The organism is Kitasatospora sp. NPDC056446, from assembly GCF_042796115.1.
GTDB lineage: Bacteria > Actinomycetota > Actinomycetes > Streptomycetales > Streptomycetaceae > Kitasatospora.
Genome location: NZ_JBHTRF010000028.1, coordinates 37,538 through 54,348, shown reverse-complemented (window position 1 = coordinate 54,348; position 16,811 = coordinate 37,538). Strand labels below are relative to the sequence as shown.

Genomic DNA, 16,811 nt, shown 5'->3' with positions numbered 1-16,811 from the left:
TCGGCGCGAATACGGTTGCGCAGCTGGTTGCTGGAGGACGTGACCGCGGAGAAGCCCGCGGAGGGCTCCGGCGCGGCCGGTGCCCCGGGGGAGTCGCCGGAGGGCGCGGTGGCGGGGGACTCCGCCGCGCACGGTGCGGGCGCCGGCCAGCGCTGGTGGCGGGTGATGTGCCTGACCGGCCTGGACTACTTCTCGACGCTCGGCTACCAGCCGGGCATCGCCGCCCTCGCCGCGGGCGTGCTGTCGCCGATCGCCACCATCGTGCTGGTGGTCGTCACCCTGCTGGGCGCGCTGCCGGTCTACCGGCGGGTGGCCCAGGAGAGCCCGCGTGGCGAGGGCTCGATCTCGATGCTGGAGCGGCTGCTGTCGTTCTGGAAGGGCAAGCTGTTCGTCCTGGCGCTGCTCGGCTTCGCGGCGACCGACTTCCTGATCACCATCACGCTGTCCGCCGCCGACGCGAGCGCGCACCTGGTGGAGAACCCGCACCTGACCGGCGTGCTCGGCGGCAAGCAGGTGCTGATCACGATGATCCTGGTGGCCATGCTCGGCGCGGTCTTCCTCAAGGGCTTCGGCGAGGCGATCGGCCTGGCGGTGTTCCTGGTCGGCACGTACCTGGTGCTGAACGTGGTCGTGGTGGCCGTCGGCCTGTGGAAGATCGTCGAGGCGCCGCACGTGGTCACCGACTGGACGGACGCGCTGACCGCCCAGCACGGGAACCCGATCGTGATGGTCGGCGTGGCCCTGGTGGTCTTCCCCAAGCTGGCGCTCGGCCTGTCCGGCTTCGAGACCGGCGTGGCCGTGATGCCGCACATCAAGGGCGATCCCGGCGACACCGAGGCGGACCCGGTGGGGCGGATCCGCGGCACCCGCAAGCTGCTCACCACCGCCGCCGTGATCATGAGCTGCTTCCTGATCGCCACCAGCTTCATCACCACGCTGCTCATCCCGGCCGATCAGTTCAAGCCCGGCGGCGACGCCAACGGCCGTGCCCTGGCGTACCTGGCGCACCAGTACCTGGGCGGCGGCTTCGGCAGCGTCTACGACCTGTCGACGATCGCGATCCTGTGGTTCGCCGGCGCCTCCGCGATGGCGGGCATGCTCAACCTGCTGCCCCGCTACCTCCCGCGCTACGGCATGGCTCCGCACTGGGCGCGCGCGGTGCGGCCGATGGTGATCGTGCTGACGCTGATCGGCTTCCTGGTCACCTGGATCTTCGACGCCAACGTGGACGCCCAGGGCGGCGCGTACGCGACCGGCGTGCTGGTGCTGATCAGCTCCGCGGCCATCGCGGTGACCATCGCCGCGTACAAGAAGCGCGAGCGGGGCTGGACCATCGCCTTCGCGGTGATCGCGGCGATCTTCCTCTACACCACCGTGCTGAACTGCATGGAACGGCCGGACGGTCTGAAGATCGGTGCCTGCTTTATCGCGGGCATCATCCTGGTCTCGCTGCTCTCCCGGCTGCGCCGCGCCTTCGAGCTGCGCGTCACGAACGTGGTCCTGGACGATGTGGCGGAACGTTTCATCAGGGACTACGCGCACCGCCCGCTGCGGCTGATCGCCAACGAGCCCAGCCACCGCGACGACGCCGAGTACCGCGACAAGATCCGCCAGATCCGCGCCGACAACGACATCCCCGGCGAGGACGACCTGGTCTTCGTCGAGGTCACCGTCCGCGACGCCTCCGACTTCGAGGCCGAGCTGACCGTCCGGGGCGAGGTGCTGCACGGGCGCTACCGGGTGCTCACCCTGGAGAGCTCCAGCATCCCGAACGCGATCGCCGCGCTGGCGCTCACCGTCCGGGACCGCACCGGACAGCGGCCGCACCTCTACTTCGAGTGGACCGAGGGCAGCCCCTTCGCCCAGTTCCTGCGGTTCTTCCTGTTCGGACAGGGCGAGGTCGCGCCGGTCACCCGCGAGGTGCTGCGCGAGGCCGAACCGGACCGCTCGCGCCGCCCGCGCGTGCACGTCGGCTGACCGCCGGCCCCCGGCGCCTGTCGTACGGCCCCTGGCCCCCGGCCCGTCCGCTCCCGGTGAGCGGGCGGGCCGGCGGCGTTCCGGGGCGGCGGGGTTCGCGGGGCGGCGGCGTTCGCGGGGTGGGGCGCGGGGCGCAAGGCGCCGCCCACGCCCGGGAGGGGTGGGCGTGGGCGGCGGGTCGGGAGCGGCCGGGGGCGGCCGACAGCGGGTAGGGCCCGGGAGGGGCCGGGTCAGGTGGGGAGGTCGAGGACCGTGCCGGGGTGGATGAGGTCCGGGTCCTCGCCGACGGCGGCGCGGTTGAGGTCGTAGAGGGCGGGCCAGCCGCCCGGGATGCCCAGGCGCTCGGCCAGGTCGCCGAGGGTGTCGTTCTCGCGGACGGTCCAGGTGCCGTCCTCGGCGACGGACCCGGCCGAGGACGAGGCCGAGGACGAGGCCTGCGCCGGGGCCGAGGAGGCGCGCGCCGGGCCGGCGGCCGGGGGCGGGAGGGCGCCGTCCCGGCCGTGGCCGCGGGTGGCGCGGGCGCCGCAGACGGGCCAGGGGGAGAGTCCGCGCCGGCCGGCGAGCCGCTCGGCCACCGCGATCTGCTGGTCGCGGGTGGCGAGGTCGGCGCGCGGCGCGTAGCCGAGACCGCCGTTCTCCCGCCAGGTGGGCTGGTCGAACTGGAGGCCGCCGTAGTAGCCGTTGCCGGAGTTGACGCGCCAGTTGCCGCTGCTCTCGCAGGCCGCCACGCCGTCCCAGTCGTACCGGTCGCCGTCCGGACGTCCGGAGTCGGAGCCGGTGTCGCGGCCCGGTGGTGCGGCGTGGGCCGCGGGGGCGGCGAACGCCACGGCGAGGGCGCAGAGCGCGGTGGGGACGACGCGTCGGAGACGGGCGGTGGGAGGCATCGGCGACTCTCAGGTCCGGGGACAGGGCGCGCGCCGCCCGGAGACGGCGCACTCCCACCGACGCACGACCGGCGGGGCGTTCGGCCGTCGACACGTCCGGCAGGTCACCCGCACGGCGGCCCGGGACCACCCCGACGGCCCGCGGCCGTCCGGCGGTACGCCCGCCCGGCCCGGACCGGGCGCACCGTCGGTCGCGCACCGGGAGCGCACCGGGAGCGCACCGGGTCGTGCACCGAGGATTTTTTGCCGGGCAGCGTTCAACTTCCGTTCGCCGTAAGCACGGTCGGGTGTGGTCCGGCCGTGCGGTTCGGCTGGGAGTCTCCTGGACGTTTCTCGGAGCCCAGGAGGCGGCAGTGGTGGCACAACCTTCTCGCAGAACGGTCCTTCGGACGGGGACGGCGGCCGGCGCGCTCGCCGCGCTGCCCGCGTCCACCCTGCTGTGGACCCAGCCGGCCGTGGCCGGCACCCCCGGTCCGGAGCAGATCCACCTCCAGTGGGGCAACGAGCCGTCCCGCGAGATGACCGTCTCCTGGGCGACGGCGGCGAGCGTCAACCGCCCCCGGGTGCGGATCGGCACCCCGCGCGAGGGCGCCGGCCGTACCGTCGGCGCGCGCAGCCGCAGCTACGTCGACGGGCTCAACAAGGTCGAGACCTTCACCCACCACACCCGCCTGGACGGCCTGCGGCCCGACACCACCTACGTCTACGAGGTGCTGCACGACGGGGCCCAGCCGGTGCGCGGCACCTTCCGCACGGCGCCCGCGCGCGGCCGGGCCGCGTTCCGCTTCACCAGCTTCGGCGACCTCGGCACCGGCGACAACGTGTTCAGCAAGTCCTCGATCCACGGCGCGGCCGCCGTCCGGCAGGTCGAGCAGTTCAACCCGCTGTTCCACCTGCTCAACGGCGACCTCGCGTACGCCAACAACAACCCGCAGCGCCAGCCGCAGGCCTGGAACGCGTTCATGAACAACCTGTCGACCTCCGCCGCCCACCGGCCGTGGATGCCCACCCCCGGCAACCACGAGGTCGAGGCCGGCGGCGGGGAACTCGGGTACGCCTCCTACCTGACCCGCTTCGAGCTGCCGGACAACGGCACCCGGGACCACTGCGGCAACTGGTACGGCTTCCAGGTCGGCTCGGTGCTCTTCGTGAGCCTGGACGGGAACGAGATCGCGGTCGAGGACGACGCCAGCATCGACCCGGCCACCGGACAGTCCATCTACATCACCGACTACAGCGAGGGCGCCCAACTCCGCTGGCTGGAAAGGCTGCTGGAGCGCGCCCGGGACGGCAGCTCGGTCGACTGGATCGTGGTCTACCTGCACCAGTTCGCGATGTCCTCGTCCGCCGCCAGCCACGGCGGCGACATGGGCATCCGGGAGAAGCTGCTGCCGCTGCTCGACCGCTACTCCGTCGACCTCGTCCTGGCCGGCCACGACCACGACTACGAGCGCACTCACCCCGTGCGCGGCACCGAACCGGGCGGCCTGCTCACCCCGGCCGTCGCCGACGACGACCTGCGGCAGATCGACACCTCCCAGGGCACCGTCCACCTCATCCTCGGCGGCGGCGGCACCGCCGGACACGACGACGTCTACCTGCCCGCCGACGGGAACGGCGTCCGCCAGGCGAGCGTGCGCACCCAGCGGCTCACCTTCAAGGCCGACCCGGACGCCAAGGAGAAGGCCCACTGGTCGGCCGTCACCGACCCGGACACCACGTTCCCGCACGGCGTCGCCGTCTTCGACGTCGACCCGGGCCACGTCCCCGGCGGCCGCACCTCCATCACCGTCAGCTACTACCACTCGGTGCCCGCCACCGCCGCCGCCCCCTTCCCGACCCCGGTCCTCTACGACCGCTTCACCCTCTACCGCGACCGCAGCGACGGCTGGGACGACGACGACCAGGGCGAGGACTCCCAGGACCGCGCCGCCGCAGCCCGCCGGTAACCCGCCCCCACACCCCACGGCCCGCCCCGCCCCCCGGCGCGGCGGGCCTTTCACACCCCCGAGGCCCGGACATAGACATCGGCCGCGCCCCTGCGGCCGGAGGGGCGCTTCACCACGAAGATCTGCCGCCCGGCCCGGCCCTCCGGTACCAGCGCGCCCTCGGCCGGCTCGTCACCGGGCAGTGCTGCCCGAAGGTCCGCCGGCAGCGGTCCGGGGGCACCGGGCTGCGGCAGGTCGTACGTGTCGAGGAAGTCGTCGACGGTGGCGTCGTCGTCGCCGTCGATCCCGTAGTGCAGGTAGGCGACCGGCGACCCGTCGGCGGCCCGGGCCAGCACGGCGTCCTTCGGGACGTAGTAGCGGCCCTTCGCGGGATGCTGCTCGTGGTCCAGCCCCGCCACGCGCTCCGCGCGGTCGGTGTCGGTCTCGGGCGGATGGCCGGACCGGAGGAACGCGGCCACGCCCCACCAGACGCACCCCACGGTGACCGCCACGCAGAGCACGAGGAAGGCGCCCAGGAGTCCGCGCCTCCACGGCTTGCCGCCGAGACCACCGGTCGCCACGTCAGAGCTTCCTGTTCCTGGTCTTGCTGGTGCCCCCCATGTCGAACTCCTGGGCCAATCCGGTGCGGTGGAGCCGTTGGATGTCGTCGTCCGTCACCCGTCCCACACCCGGCACATCGGTGCTCTTGCCGTTGTCCCAGTTGTACCGGTCGCGGACGTTCGTCCGGTAGGTCACGGTCACCTCGGGTGGGGCACCGGGCGACGTCGGCTTGACCTCGATCCTCGCTTCGGTGTTGTAGTGGAAGGACCCCACCGCGTAGAACCAGTCCTTGCTGCTCTCCGGCGTCGCGGACATGGGCTGCCACCCGGTCTGCTGGACCAGTGCGACGGGTCTGCCCGTGCGTCGGTACTCCGCCAGGGCTTCGGCCTCCCAGCCGCGGAGGTTGCCGTCCAGCGTGGTGTTCACGCTCTGCTGGAAGTCCGGGATGTCCTTCAGCATGTCCTCGACGTTCAGGTCCAGCGGCTCGCCCGTGCCGGAGAGGTAGTGCGCCATGTTGGCGCCGGCGTGCGTACCTCCGGCCGCGAACGGCATGGCAGCGATTCCGGCTCCCAGCGTGGCCGCCAGCTTGTGGTCCTTGTCGGTCGGACTCTCCGTGTCGTAGGCACCCGCGCCCCGGTCGTACGGATCGGGCGGCAGCAGCACCCCGCCCTCGCCCCCGAAGACCTTCGACAGGTCGCGTGCGGCAGCCAGGTCCTCGCCGACCACCCGCTTCGTCCAGTCGTCGAGGTGGCGGTAGTCCACCGCGCCGTCGATGCGGTCCAGTTCCTGCCCTGCCGTGTTGCTGACATCGGCCGCGTACTTCAGGGCGGCCGCCACCAGATTGCGGATGTCCCCGGCGACCGTGGCGAGGCGACGGGACTCGCCCTCGCTCTCCGGGTCGTTGCTCCCGCTCAGCCACGCCGGATAGCCGATGTCGCCGTCGTCCTTGATCGTGAGGTCGTGGGCACGAGCGAGGTCGTCCGCTTCGGCCACCCAACGGCGGGCCAGCGCCAGACCCGTGGCGGCATTCACCAGGGTGAGCCGAGCGGCCTCCATCTCCTGCTCGGCGATGGACATTTCGTCGAGCAGGTCGGAGAGGACCCGGCGTCCCAGGTCGGCGGCATCGCCGCTCCAGCCCTCCTGGAGCGTGGAGAGGACGTCGACGGCGAGATAGCGCGCAGAGCCGAGGGCGGTCCCGACCTTGTCCCACTCCTCCGCTGCCCGGTGGAACGCCTCGGGATCGCAGGACCGGATCTGTTGCAGGGTGACCGGCTTGGCGAAGCGGCGCTCATGAGTGGGCTCGGTGACCTTGCGGCGGCCGTCAGGATCCTCGGCGTAGATGGACGGCATCAGTTCTTGCCCTCCAACAAGGCTGCCGCGCTGCGCAGTTGCTCCGCGACGGCGGCTTCCTGTCGATAGTAGTCGGCAGCGGTGGTCCGAAGTCCCTCGGCGAGTTTGCGCATCGCGTCGGTGATCTTGCCGGTCTCCGTGGACCAGCGGCCGGTGCAGGAGCCGAGGGCTGAGCCGATGGTCCACTCGCCGTGGCGGGTCGCGGCCGCCGCCGACTCGCCGAAACCGGTGTCGGCCTGCGCGATCTTGTCCGCTCCCTCGTCCACCTTGGCCGCCGCCACGGGGAGCCGCTCCGGCTCCGATACGTACCCGCCCATCCCATGCCCTCCCCAAGCCCGGGTAGTGGTTTCTGGTTCTCACGCTAACGAGCGAGCGGACGCGGGCGCAGGCGAACGGGACGACTTGCGAGGGTCCTCGTTGGCCGGCCGGCTTCGGCAGGGCCGAAGCGGCGATGGCGCTTCGCGGTCCTCTGCGCGGGAAGTCGGCCGGGCCGACTTCCCGCGCAGAGGTCGGGTGGCAGTGGGCCCGGGTCTGTCAGGTGGGTGGGGGGAAGAGGCGGGTGAGGTGGTAGTGGAGGGCGGTGGTGGCCTGGTCCGGGGTGCGTTGGTGGAGGAGGACGCTGAGGCCGAGGCCGGCGGAGGCGGCGAGGAGGACGACGGCTTCCTGGTGGGGGTCGAGGTGGGGGTCGGCGGCTCCGGTGGCCTGGGCGGCGGTCAGTTGGGCGGCGAGGAAGGCCTCCATCTCGTCGGGGGCGGCGAGGAAGGGCCGGCCGCCGAGGGCGGGGTCGGTGACGGAGAGGACCGCGTACTCGGTGTAGACGAGGTGGAAGGTGCGGCTCTCCTCGTCGGTGGGGACGGCTTCGAGCAGGACCGCCTCGATGACGGCGCGCGGGTCGCCGGCGGCGCCGGTGGTGCGGACGCGGTGGCGGATCCGTTCGCCCATGCGGGTGGCCAGGCGGGTCATGGCGGCGAGGAGGAGTTGTTCCTTGGTGTCGAAGTAGTACTGCACCAGGCGCACCGAGACGCCGGCCTCGATCGCCACCGAGCGCATGGTGACGGAGTGGAGGCCGTGGTTCGCCGCCGAGCGGAGCAGGGCGTCGACGATGTGGGCCCGGCGTTCCTCGTGGTCCACCAGTTTCGGCATCGGGTTCCCTCCGAATATTTTTGTGGTACAACCATATCACCAAAACCGGGGAGGGATCATGACCAGGACCAGCGTCGGACACTTCGTCAGCGAGCAGGCCCGCACGAAGTTCCTTGCGGCGTACGACCGGGCGATGGAGCTGTGGCCGGGACCGCGCCAGGAGCTCGACGTCGAGACCGCGTACGGGAGCGTGCACGTCCACCGCTACGGCGCGGCGACCGGCGAGCCCGTCGTGCTGCTGCACGGCCACGCCGGGCACCCGTCCAACTGGTACCCGCAGGTCGCCGCGCTGGGGGAGCACCACCCCGTCTACGCGGTCGACACCCTGGACGACCCCGGCCGCAGCGTCCAGCGCATCGTCGCGGCGGGTTCGGCGGAGAACGCCGAATGGCTCGACGAGGTGCTCGCCGGGCTCGGGCTGGAGCGGGTCCACCTGGTCGGGGTCTCGTACGGCGGCTGGCTGGCGCTCAACCAGGCGGTCCACGCGCCCGGGCGGCTGGCCTCCGTCACCTCGCTGGACCCGGGCGGGATCGAGAAGGTGCCCGCGCGGTTCTACCTCCACATGGTCGCCGGGCTGTTCGGCATGCTCGCCCCGAGGCCGCTGCGCCCCGCGGTCGGGCGGCTGCTCGCCAACCCGGCGCTGAGCGCGCCGCGCGAGATGATCGCGCCGCTAATGCTGGCCATGCGGAGCTACAAGCCGAACAGCCGCCCCCCGGCCCGGCCGTTCACGGACGGGGAGTTGGGGGCGATCGCGCTGCCCGTGCTGGTGCTGGTGGGCAGGCGCAGCGCGCTGCTGCGGCCGAAGCGGGTGGTCGAGCGGGTGACGGCGCTGATCGCCGGCGTGCGGGCGGAGACCGTCGAACGCGCCGGGCACGGGCTGAACCTGGAGCGGCCGGACGTGGTGAACGAGCGGCTGCTGGCCTTCATCGGCTCCGCGGCGCCGGGCGGCGCTCAGCGGGACAGGGCGTCGAAGGACCGCTCGACGGCGTCGCAGGTGGCCGCCAGCTCGTCCGAGGTGACGGCGGCGGAGACGAACCAGCAGGCCATGCCGTAGGCGTTGGTGTGGATGCCGCGCTCGAACAGCTCGTGGCGGAAGGCCGCGTAGCGCGCGGTGTCGGCGTCCAGGAGGTCCCGGTACCGGGTGGTGGGCGCGGTCCGGTCGGTGAACACCACCTGGAACATGGCCCCGACGCCCTGGACCAGGCAGGGGATGCCGCGGTCGTGGGCGGCCCGGCGGATGGTCTCCATGATCCTGCGGCCGGTCGCCTCGATGTGCCCGGTGACCTCCGGGCGGCCCAGTTCGCGCAGCGTCTCCAGGGCGGCGGTCGCGCACAGCGGGTTGGCGTTGTAGGTGCCGCCGTGCTTGACCCGGCCGTCGGCCAGGGACTCCATCACCTCGCGGCGGCCGGCGAAGGCGGCGATGGGCAGGCCGCCGCCGAGGGCCTTGGAGTAGGTCGCGAGGTCGGGGACCACCCCGAAGAGGCTCTGCGCGCCGCCCGGGACGGTCCGGAACCCGGTGCAGATCTCGTCGAAGACCAGCACGATGCCGCGGTCCGTGCACTCCTGCCGCAGCGTCTCCAGGAAGCCGGGCACCGGCATGGTGCACGCGTTGTTGGCGACGATCGGCTCGCAGATGGCGGCGGCGATCTCGCCGCGGTGGGCGTCGAGTACCGCGCGCAGGGCCTGCGGGTCGTTCCACGGGCAGACCACCACGTCCGCCACGACGCCGTCCGGGATGCCGGGGGAGTGCGGTACGGGGTGCGGCCGGTCGTCGGGGCCGGCCTCGTCCGCGCCGGGCCGGTTGGAGACGGCCAGGACGTCGCTCCAACCGTGGTAGTGGCCCTCGAACTTGAGGATCTTCGTCCGCCCGGTGTGGCCGCGGGCGGCGCGGACGGCCCCCTGCACCGCCTCGCTGCCGGAGTTGGCGAACCGGACCAGCTCCGCGCAGGGCACCGACTCGACGATGAGCTCGGCGAGTTCGACCTCCGCCGTGTTGCAGGTGCCGAACATGGTGCCGCCGTGCAGCACGGGGGACAGCGCCTTGGTGAGGGCCTCCGGCGCGTGGCCGAGGACGGCGCTGCCGTAGCCGGCGAGGTAGTCGATGTACTCGTTGCCGTCGACATCCCGGATCCGCGCGCCGGATCCGGAGGCGATGTAGAGGGGGTACGGGCGCGGGCCGGTCGAGGTGAGCCGGGCCGAGGAGCTGATGCCGCCGGCGAGGGACCGCCGCGCCCGTTCGAACCAGGCCCGGCTTCCGTCGGTACTGCCCGGCGTTGGGATGTGGCCAATCATCTGTTGCTCCTGGTTCGCGGACGGGTGGGGCGGGCACGCTCGGATGACATGCGTGCCCGAGGTGGGCCGCGGGGCGGGAAGGGGACTCGGTGGTCGAGCGGACGGCGGTCGTCACGGGAGCGGGCAGCGGCATCGGACGGGCCAGTGCGCTGGGCCTGCTGGCCGACGGCTGGACGGTGGTGCTGGTCGGTCGGCGGGACAAGCCGCTGGAGGAGACCGCGGCCCTCGCACCGCCGGAGGCGCGCGACCGCGCGGTGCCGGTGACCGCCGACATCACGGACCCCGGCGCGGTGGACGGCCTCTTCGACACGGTGGCGCGCCGCTTCGGCCGGCTCGACCTGCTGTTCAACAACGCGGCCGACACCATGCCGTACGTCCCGGTCGAGGAGGTCGAGGCGGCGGACTGGCACCGGGTCATGGACTCGATCGCCACCGGCACCTTCCTGTGCTCGCAGGCCGCGTTCCGGCTGATGAAGCGGCAGGAGCCGCGCGGGGGACGGATCATCAACAACGGCGCCCCGTCCTCCCAGGTGCCGCGGCCGGACTCGATCGCGTTCACCGCGGCCAAGCACGCGGTCGCCGGGCTGACCCGCTCGCTGTCCCTCGACGGCCGGCGCTACGACATCTCCTGCGGGCAGATCGACGTCGGCAACGTCACTCCCGAGGACCGGCCCCAGCCCGCCGTGCGGCAGGCGGACGGGTCGCTGCGGGTGGAGCCCACCATGGACGTGCGGCACGTCGTGGACATGGTCCGGGCGATGGCCGCCCTCCCGCCGGGGGTGAACATCCAGTCGGTCCTGGTCATGCCGAGCGCCATGCCGTACGTCGGCCGCGGGTAGCGGCGGGCGGGCGCCGCCGCCGGGGAGACGTCCCGACCCGCACGCCGACGGCCTCGACCTCGACCATGTGCTGATGACCTCCTCGTGACCGTCCGTACGGGTTCCGGGGTTCCGGGGTTCCGGGGTTCCGGGGTTCCGGGGTTCCGGGCGCGTGGCGGCGCCCGGGTGTGTCTGTCCAGGAGCCGAACCCGTCATGTCTGTCGGGTGACACATGACCGAAAACGGCTGTGCTTGGCCGGGCGGGAGATGCGGGAGAGGCAGACGGGGCGGGAGGGGCGGCCGGTCAGGCGGCGACGGGCGGCGCCGAGGCCGCGCGCGCCTCGTCGTAGCGCCGCAGCACCAGGCGGGCGACGGCCGGGTGGGCGCCCAGCGGGGCGGTGGTCCAGGTCGCCTGGGCGGCGGCCGCGCGGCGGGCGAAGAAGCCGGGGGACAGGAGGTACGCGGCGAGGGCGACCTCGGGGTGGCCGGCCCGCCGGAGTCCGGCGACGGCCTGCTGCGGGGTGGGGGCGGCGGCCGAGAGGTGGGCGGGGGTGACCGGTCGGCCGAGGCGGGCGGCGAGCAGCGGGTGCGGGCCGAGCGCGGGGGCGAGGTGGGCGGGCGGGAGGCCGGCGGCGGCGAGGGCGGCGGGGAGGTCGACCCGCAGGTGGTAGCCGGTGCCGAGGACGAGGGGGACCAGGACCGGGCGCCGGTCGGCGAGTCCGGGCAGGGCGTCCGCGAGGGACGGTCGCGCGAGGTCCAGGAAGCAGCAGCGGACGGTCAGTCCGGGGCGCAGCCGGCGGACCAGGCGCAGCAGGGCGCGGACCGAGGTGACGGCCGCCGGATCCCGGCTGCCGTGCGCCACGGCGAGCAGGACCGGCGCCATCAGCCCGCCGCCAGCCGGTAGCCGCGCTTGGGGACGGTACGGATCAGTGCCGCGTGCGGCCCCAGGGCGGCGCGCAGCCGGCCGACGGCGGCCTCGACGGCGTGCTCGTCGGCGCCGGCGTCCGGCCAGGCGGCGCGCAGGAGTTCGGCGCGGCTGAGCACCCGGCCGGGCCGGTCGGTGAGGGCGCGCAGGACGGCGGCGCCGCGCGGGCTGAGCCAGTGGCTCTCGCCGTCGACCAGTGCGGCGTTCCCCTGGAGGGTCAGTACCTGTCCGTCGAGGGCGACTTCGCGTCGGGCGCGGCCCGGCAGGGTGTCCGCGAGCAGCCGGACCAGGGCGCCGAGCCGGCCGCGTTCCGGGTGGACGGCGGGCAGGCCGAGGTCGGTGAGCGGCCGGGCGCACAGGGTGCCGACGCAGACCGGCAGGACGTCCGCGCGCAGGGCGTCGAGCAGCGCCTCGTACAGGCCCTCGGCCTCCGCGGTGGCGAGCAGGGCGGCGATCGCGGGCGCGCTGGTGAAGGTGAGGGCGTGCACCTGGCGGCGGACGGTCTGGTCGAGGAGCCTGCGCACCGCGCCCGGGTCCTCCGGCGGCGCCCAGCGGTAGACCGGGACGGAGATCACCTCGGCGCCGCGTTCGCGCAGGGCCGCCGCGAAGGAGTCCAGCCGCACGCCGTGCTCCTGGACGGCGATCCGCCGCCCGGCCAGGGGGCGGGCGAGCAGCCAGGTGAGCAGTTCGCCGGTGGCCTCGCTGCCGGGGGAGTACTCCTCGCCGAGCCCGCCGGCCCGGACCGCGCCGGTGGCCTTGGGGCCGCGGCTGAGCACCACGGCGCTCCGGCAGGCCTCGGCGAGCGCGGCTCCCCGGCCCCAGCCCTCGGCCGCGCTCATCCAGCCGCGCCAGCCGACCCCGGTGGTGGCCACCACGTAGTCGAGCGGGCCGGCCAGGCAGCGGTCGGTGGCCTCGCGCAGCGCGAGGTCGTCGGCGAGCGGCAGGATGCGCAGCACCGGCGCCTCGACGACCTGGGCGCCGCGCCGGGTGAGCAGGGCGGTGAGCTCCTCGCGGCGGCGCGCGGCGGTGACCCCGACGGTGAAGCCGGTGAGCGGTCCTGGCGGGGTGAGGGTTGCCATGGCGGCCAGCCTCCGCCGCGGTTGTTACGGGGGCATTGCCCGGCCGTCACCTGGCGGTAAGCGGAAGTGCCGCTGCGGTTACGGCAGATGTCCGGCCGTGCACCCCGGTGTCCGGGCGCCGTGAGCGAGGCGTACCGCGCCCGCAACACCGGCGACCCGGTCGCGAAACAGCGGGCGGCGACCTTTCTCGGCATGACGCCGACCAGCCCGAACGCCGCCGCCCCGGCCACCGCGGCCGCCACCGACACGCACTGCCCGTACTGCTCGCTGCAGTGCGGCATGCGGCTGGCGCCGGGCCCGGGCCCCGCCTCCGGGCAGGCGGGGCAGGCAGGGCAGGCGGGGCAGACGGGGCAGGCAGGACAGGCAGGACAGGCGGGCCCGGTGGGCCTGGCCGACCTGGCCGACCCGGTGGGCCCGGCGTGGCCGGTCGAGGTGCTGGAGCGCCCGGACTTCCCGGTGAACCTCGGCGCGCTCTGCGGCAAGGGCCGTTCGGCGCCCGCGCTGCTGGCCCGGGACGTCCGGCTGACCGGTCCGCTGCTGCGCGACCGTCCGGGCGGTCCGCTGCGCTCGGCCGGCTGGCCGGAGGCCCTGGACCGGGTGGCCGGCGGGCTGGCCCGGGTGCGGGCCGAGTACGGGCCGGACGCGGTGGGCGTGTTCGGCGGCGGCGGACTGACCAACGAGAAGGCCTACCTGCTGGGCAAGTTCGCCCGGGTGGTGCTGCGCACCGCCAACATCGACTACAACGGCCGGTTCTGCATGTCCTCGGCGGCGGCCGCGCACCGGCGGGCCTTCGGCCTGGACCGCGGGCTGCCGTTCCCGCTCGCCGACGTCCCGCACACCGGCTGCCTGGTGCTGGTCGGTGCCAACCCCGCCGAGACGATGCCGCCCGCCGTCCGCTACCTGCGCGAACTGCGGGAGAACGGCGGGAAACTGATCGTGGTCGACCCGCGCCGCACCCGCACCGCCGAACTGGCCGACCTGCACCTCCAGCCCCGCCCGGGCGGGGACCTGGCGCTGGCCCTCGGCCTGCTCCACCTGGTGGTCGCCGACGGCCTGGTGGACGAGGAGTTCGTCGCCCGGCGCACCACCGGCTTCGAGCAGGCCCGCGAGTCGGCGACGGCGCACTGGCCGGACCGGGTGGAGCGGATCACCGGCGTCCCGGTCCACCTGCTCCGCGCGGCGGCCCGGATGTTCGGCGGGGCCGCGACCGGCATGGTGCTCACCGCGCGCGGCCCGGAGCAGCACAGCAAAGGCACCGACACCGTCGGCGCCTGGATCGACCTCTGCCTGGCCACCGGCAACGCGGGCCGCCCGTACAGCGGGTACGGCTGCCTGACCGGCCAGGGCAACGGCCAGGGCGGGCGCGAGCGCGGACAGAAGGCCGACCAACTGCCGGGCTACCGCTCGATCGAGGACCCGGCGGCCCGGGCGCACGTCGCCGCCGTGTGGGGCGTCGACCCGGCGACGATCCCCGGCCCGGGCAGGTCCGCGTACGAGCTGCTGGACGGCCTCGGCCGCCCCGACGGCGTCCGGGCGCTGCTGCTGGCCGGCTCCAACCCGGCGGTGTCCGCGCCGAACGCCGCGCACGTCACCGAGCGGCTGCGCGCACTGGACCTGCTGGTCGTCGCCGACCTGGTGCTCTCCGAGACGGCCCGGCTCGCGGACGTCGTGCTGCCGGTCACCCAGTGGGCCGAGGAGGACGGCACCACCACCAACCTGGAGGGCCGGGTGATCCTGCGCCGCCGCGCCGTCGACCCGCCGGAGGGCGTCCGCAGCGAGCTGTGGGTGCTGCGCGAACTGGCCGACCGGCTCGGCGTGCCGGACGGCTTCCCGGCGGACGGCTTCCCGACCGGCGCCGAGCAGGCCTTCGACGAGCTGCGGCGGGCCTCGGCCGGCGGCGACGCCGACTACGCGGGCATCAGCTACGCCCGGATCGCCGCCGAGGACGGGGTGTTCTGGCCCTGCCCGGCCGAGGACCACCCGGGGACCCGGCGGCTGTTCCTGGACCGCTTCGCCACCCCGGACGGCCGGGCCCGGTTCGCCGCCGTCACCCACCGCCCGGCCGCCGAGGAACCGGACGCGGCGTACCCGCTGTACCTGACCACCGGCCGGGTGCTCGCCCAGTACCAGAGCGGCGCGCAGACCCGGCGGGTGGCCGGGCTCAACGCGGCGGCGCCCGGCCCGTACGTCGAACTGCACCCGCGGCTCGCCGAGCGGCTGGGCCGTCGCCCCGGCGCGGATCACCGACGCGATCCGGCCGGACACCGTCTTCATGCCCTTCCACTGGGCGGGCGCGGGGCGGGCCAACAGCCTCACCAACCCGGCGCTGGACCCGGTGTCGCGGATGCCGGAGTTCAAGCTCTGCGCCGTCCGGGTGGAGCCGGTACGGGCGGGGGCCGGCCGATGACGCCCCGGGTGCCGTCGGCCTCCCCGGCGCTGCCGGTCGCTCCGGTCGCTCCGGTCGCTCCGGCCGCTCCGGCCGCTCCGGCCGCGCCGACCGATCCGGCCGCTCCGACCGATCCGGCCGCGCCAACCGGCCAGGCCCAGCAGGCCCCGCAGGCTCCGCCGGCGGCCCGGGACGCCCCCCGGATCGCCGTGGTCGGCGGCGGGATGGCGGCCGCCCGCTTCGCCGAACGCTACGGCGCGCTCGGCGGGCCCGGCACGGTCACCGTGTACGGCGCCGAGCCGCGCGCCCCGTACAACCGGGTGCTGCTCGCCGAGGTGCTGACCGGGCGCTACGACGCGGAGTCGATCGCGCTGCCGCTGGGCGGGGCGCGGGCCCGGCCCGGCTGCGAGGTGGTGGCGCTCGACCCGGCGGCCCGGACGCTGCGGCTCGCGGACGGCGGTGTCGAGGAGTGGGACGAACTGGTCCTCGCCACCGGCGCCAACCCGGTCCTGCCGCCGGTCCGCGGACTGCGCCGCGCCGACGGGCGCGGGCTGACCGAGGGCGTGCACACGCTGCGCACCCTGGAGGACTGCACCCGGCTGGCCGAGGAGGCCGTCGGCGCCGGACGGGCGGTGGTGATCGGCGGCGGGGTGCTCGGGGTGAGCGCCGCCCGGGCCCTGGCCGCGCTCGGCGTCCGCACCGAGATCGTCCACCAGGCGCCGCACCTGGTCGAGCGCCAACTCGACCCCGGGGCGGCGGCGGTGCTGCGCGAGCGGCTCCGGACGCTCGGCGTCGAGTGCTACACCGGCAACCGCGCCCGCGCCGTGCACAGCGGCACGGGGGTCCCCCCGGCCGGAGCCCCGGGGAGGGTCCGCGCCGTCGAACTCGCCAACGGCTACCGACTGGACTGCGACCTGGTCGTCCTGGCCTGCGGCACCCGCCCGCGCACCGCGCTCGCCCACGCCGCCGGGCTGCCCGTCGGCACCGGCGTGCTGGTGGACGACCGGCTCGGCGTCGCCCCGCACGTCCACGCCGTCGGCGACTGCGCCGAGCACCGCGGCACCGTCCACGGCCTGGCCGGGCCGGCCTGGGAGCAGGCCGACGTCCTCGCCCGCCGCCTCTCCGGCGCCGAGCCCGAGGCCTGCTACCCCGGCACCGGCCCGCGCGCCCGGCTCAGCACCGGCGACCTGGAGTACGCCGCCTTCGGCACCGTGGACGAGACCCTCGACCCCGGCCTGGACGTGCTGCGGCTCACCGACGCCACCCGCGGCAGCTACAAGAAGCTCGTCCTGCGCGGCGACCGCCTGGTCGGCGCCATCCTGCTCGGCGACCTGGCCACCGTGGACGCGCTGGCCGGCGCCTTCGCCGACGGCGGCGCGCCGGCCGGCCACCCCCTGCACCTGCTCACCCGAGGAGAGACGCGTTGACCACAGACCCCCGCCCGGTTCCGGACCCCGGCCCCGCCCGT

At 74.8% G+C, this 16,811-nt stretch carries 13 protein-coding genes and 1 pseudogene; 6 read left to right on the top strand and 8 right to left on the bottom strand.

From position 1 onward, the window contains the following. Positions 1-165 precede the first annotated feature (165 nt). On the top strand, positions 166-1,977 hold the full coding sequence (locus ACFQ6N_RS19380) for an amino acid transporter (protein ID WP_380650369.1): 1,812 nt from the start codon (positions 166-168) through the stop codon (positions 1,975-1,977). Positions 1,978-2,207: 230 nt separating this feature from the next. On the opposite strand, the gene ACFQ6N_RS19375 is transcribed toward ACFQ6N_RS19380, so the two are convergent. Further along, on the bottom strand, positions 2,208-2,861 hold the full coding sequence (locus ACFQ6N_RS19375; protein WP_380650329.1) for a transglycosylase family protein: 654 nt from the start codon (positions 2,859-2,861) through the stop codon (positions 2,208-2,210). A 356-nt stretch (positions 2,862-3,217) separates the two neighbouring features. Here ACFQ6N_RS19375 and ACFQ6N_RS19370 point away from each other — a divergent pair, with 356 nt between their 5' ends. Continuing rightward, entirely contained in the window at positions 3,218-4,810 is a 1,593-nt protein-coding gene (locus tag ACFQ6N_RS19370; protein ID WP_380650328.1) for a purple acid phosphatase family protein, read from the top strand. A gap of 50 nt (positions 4,811-4,860) precedes the next feature. Here the strand turns inward: ACFQ6N_RS19370 and ACFQ6N_RS19365 are convergent, their stop codons facing one another. The 4 genes from ACFQ6N_RS19365 to ACFQ6N_RS19350 form a co-directional block, all read right to left on the bottom strand. After that, positions 4,861-5,370, bottom strand: a complete 510-nt coding sequence (locus ACFQ6N_RS19365; protein WP_380650327.1) for a hypothetical protein — start codon at positions 5,368-5,370, stop codon at positions 4,861-4,863. 1 nt (position 5,371) lies between these two features. Beyond that, positions 5,372-6,700 carry a hypothetical protein gene (locus tag ACFQ6N_RS19360; protein WP_380650326.1) on the bottom strand — a complete coding sequence of 443 codons (1,329 nt, stop codon included), beginning with the start codon at positions 6,698-6,700 and terminating at the stop codon, positions 5,372-5,374. Further along, positions 6,700-7,017 carry a type VII secretion target gene (locus ACFQ6N_RS19355; RefSeq protein WP_380650325.1) on the bottom strand — a complete coding sequence of 106 codons (318 nt, stop codon included), beginning with the start codon at positions 7,015-7,017 and terminating at the stop codon, positions 6,700-6,702. Before ACFQ6N_RS19355 ends, ACFQ6N_RS19360 begins: the two co-directional genes overlap by 1 nt. A 217-nt stretch (positions 7,018-7,234) precedes the next feature. Further along, complete coding sequence (locus ACFQ6N_RS19350; protein ID WP_380650324.1) at positions 7,235-7,843, bottom strand: TetR/AcrR family transcriptional regulator; 609 nt, start codon at positions 7,841-7,843, stop codon at positions 7,235-7,237. Between the two features lie 58 nt (positions 7,844-7,901). On the opposite strand from ACFQ6N_RS19350, the gene ACFQ6N_RS19345 reads away from it, so the two are divergent. Further along, positions 7,902-8,897 carry an alpha/beta fold hydrolase gene (locus ACFQ6N_RS19345; RefSeq protein ID WP_380650323.1) on the top strand — a complete coding sequence of 332 codons (996 nt, stop codon included), beginning with the start codon at positions 7,902-7,904 and terminating at the stop codon, positions 8,895-8,897. On the opposite strand, the gene ACFQ6N_RS19340 is transcribed toward ACFQ6N_RS19345, so the two are convergent. Next, a complete protein-coding gene (locus ACFQ6N_RS19340; protein ID WP_380650322.1) occupies positions 8,795-10,135 on the bottom strand; it encodes an aspartate aminotransferase family protein in 1,341 nt (446 codons plus the stop codon). The genes ACFQ6N_RS19345 and ACFQ6N_RS19340 overlap by 103 nt on opposite strands. 89 nt (positions 10,136-10,224) lie before the next feature. On the opposite strand from ACFQ6N_RS19340, the gene ACFQ6N_RS19335 reads away from it, so the two are divergent. Further along, the gene (locus ACFQ6N_RS19335) at positions 10,225-10,974 is read left to right on the top strand and encodes an SDR family oxidoreductase (protein WP_380650321.1); all 750 of its coding nucleotides are present in this window, start codon (positions 10,225-10,227) and stop codon (positions 10,972-10,974) included. Positions 10,975-11,257: 283 nt separating this feature from the next. On the opposite strand, the gene ACFQ6N_RS19330 is transcribed toward ACFQ6N_RS19335, so the two are convergent. Further along, positions 11,258-11,836: a sirohydrochlorin chelatase gene (locus ACFQ6N_RS19330; protein ID WP_380650320.1), complete on the bottom strand. Its 579-nt coding sequence runs from the start codon at positions 11,834-11,836 to the stop codon at positions 11,258-11,260. Continuing rightward, positions 11,836-12,957 carry a uroporphyrinogen-III synthase gene (locus ACFQ6N_RS19325; protein ID WP_380650319.1) on the bottom strand — a complete coding sequence of 374 codons (1,122 nt, stop codon included), beginning with the start codon at positions 12,955-12,957 and terminating at the stop codon, positions 11,836-11,838. The genes ACFQ6N_RS19330 and ACFQ6N_RS19325 overlap by 1 nt, the downstream gene beginning before the upstream one ends. 192 nt (positions 12,958-13,149) lie before the next feature. Here ACFQ6N_RS19325 and ACFQ6N_RS19320 point away from each other — a divergent pair. Next, positions 13,150-15,364 (top strand): annotated as a pseudogene (locus tag ACFQ6N_RS19320) (molybdopterin oxidoreductase family protein). Next, a complete protein-coding gene (locus ACFQ6N_RS19315) occupies positions 15,361-16,770 on the top strand; it encodes an NAD(P)/FAD-dependent oxidoreductase (protein ID WP_380650318.1) in 1,410 nt (469 codons plus the stop codon). Before ACFQ6N_RS19320 ends, ACFQ6N_RS19315 begins: the two are co-directional and overlap by 4 nt. Positions 16,771-16,811 lie beyond the last annotated feature (41 nt).